1 protein-coding gene is annotated in these 1,806 nt (G+C 63.7%); it reads right to left on the bottom strand.

What is annotated here, in order from left to right; translation table 11 throughout:
- Positions 1–125: 125 nt before the first annotated feature.
- Positions 126–1,806, bottom strand: a 1,681-nt coding sequence (locus RMO40_RS12145) for an ABC transporter ATP-binding protein/permease (RefSeq protein ID WP_309721245.1), incomplete at its 5' end; no start/stop codon positions are given.

Here is a 1,806-nt window from a genome sequence, read left to right on the forward strand (position 1 = left end):
CCGGACTGGAATTCAGCCAGCGAGTACAGAAGCAGCGCCCGCACCACACTGGCGGTGAGGTCTGCTGGGTCGAGCGTCACTGCGTTCGTCATCATCTGGAATCGCTCCTGGCGCGATAGCTGACTTTACACGGCGGCTTCTTCCGCGCCTCGCTCCCCGTTCTGCTGCTGCAGCGCCCACATCTGCGCATAGCGCCCGCCCTGGGCCAACAACGCAACATGGGTCCCACGCTCAATCACGCGCCCGGCATCCAACACCAGGATTTCGTGCGCGTCCACCACCGTGGACAAGCGGTGCGCAATGACCAGCGTGGTCTTGTTTTGCGCCACGCCCTTCAACTCGGCCTGGATGGCCCGCTCGTTGGCGGAGTCCAGCGCCGAGGTGGCTTCGTCGAAGATCATGATCGGCGGGTTTTTCAGCAGCGTGCGCGCAATCGCCACACGTTGCTTCTCACCGCCACTGAGCTTCAACCCACGCTCACCCACCGCGGTGTCGTAGCCCTTGGGCGTGGAGACGATGAAGTCGTGGATGCGTGCTGCCTTGGCGGCTGCTTCCACCTCGGCCTGGCCGGCACCGGCGCGGCCGTAGGCGATGTTGTAGGCCACGGTGTCGTTGAAGAGCACGGTGTCTTGCGGCACGATGCCGATGGCCTGGCGCAGGCTGCCCTGCGTGACCTGGCGAATGTCTTGCCCATCGATGGTGACGGTGCCCGCGTTCACGTCATAGAAGCGAAACAGCAACCGCGCGAGCGTGCTCTTGCCCGAGCCCGAGGGGCCCACCACCGCCACCGTCTTGCCGGCCGGTATCTCGAAGCTCAGGTCGTGCAGGATCGGCCGCGCCGGCTCATAGGAAAAGTTCACGTGCTCGAACTTCACGTGGCCGTGTGTCACCTGCAGCGGCTTCGCATCGGGCGCATCGGCCACCTCACGCTCGCGCTCCAGCAGGCCGAACATCTTGTCGAGGTCGAGCAGGCTCTGCTTGATCTCGCGGTACAGCACGCCCAGGAAGTTGAGCGGGATGTAGAGCTGGATCATGAAGGCGTTGACCATCACCAGATCACCCAGCGTCATGCGCCCTTCGGTGACACCGAGGGTCGCGCGCCACAACATGGCCACCAGGCCGGTGGCGATGATCAGCTGCTGGCCGGTGTTGAGGATCGACAGCGTGGTCTGCGACTTGAGAGAAGCCTTGCGCAGGCGCTCCAGACTTTCGTCGTAACGGTTGGCCTCGAAGCCTTCGTTGTTGAAGTACTTGACGGTCTCGTAGTTGAGCAGCGAGTCGATGGCCCGCGTGTGGCTCACCGAATCGAGGTCGTTCATCTGCTTGCGAAACTGCGTGCGCCAGTTGGTCACCGTGATGGTGAAGGTCACGTAGACCACCAGCGCGGCAATCGTGATCCAGGCAAACCAGGCGTCGAACTTCACCGCCAGCAGCGTGAGCACCATCGCCACCTCGATCAGCGTGGGCACGATGCTGTAGAGCGAATACGAGATCAGCGAGTGCACGGCACGGGTGCCGCGCTCGATGTCGCGTGTCATGCCGCCGGTCTGGCGCTCCAGGTGGAAACGCAGACTGAGCGAGTGCAGGTGGCGGAACACGTTGAGCGAGATGCTGCGCGCCGTGCCCTCGGTGGCCTTGGCGAAGATCAGCTCACGCAATTCGGTGAACAGCGAGGTGCTCAAGCGCAAGCCGCCATAGGCGAGCAACAGGCCGAAAGGCACCACCATCAAGGCCTGCACGTCACCCGGCTTGAGCGCGAGGCTGTCGACCAGCGTCTTCAGCAGCAGCGGCACCCCCACGTTGGCC

The sequence above is a fragment of the Rhizobacter sp. genome, from assembly GCF_031412075.1.
Lineage (GTDB): Bacteria > Pseudomonadota > Gammaproteobacteria > Burkholderiales > Burkholderiaceae_C > Rhizobacter.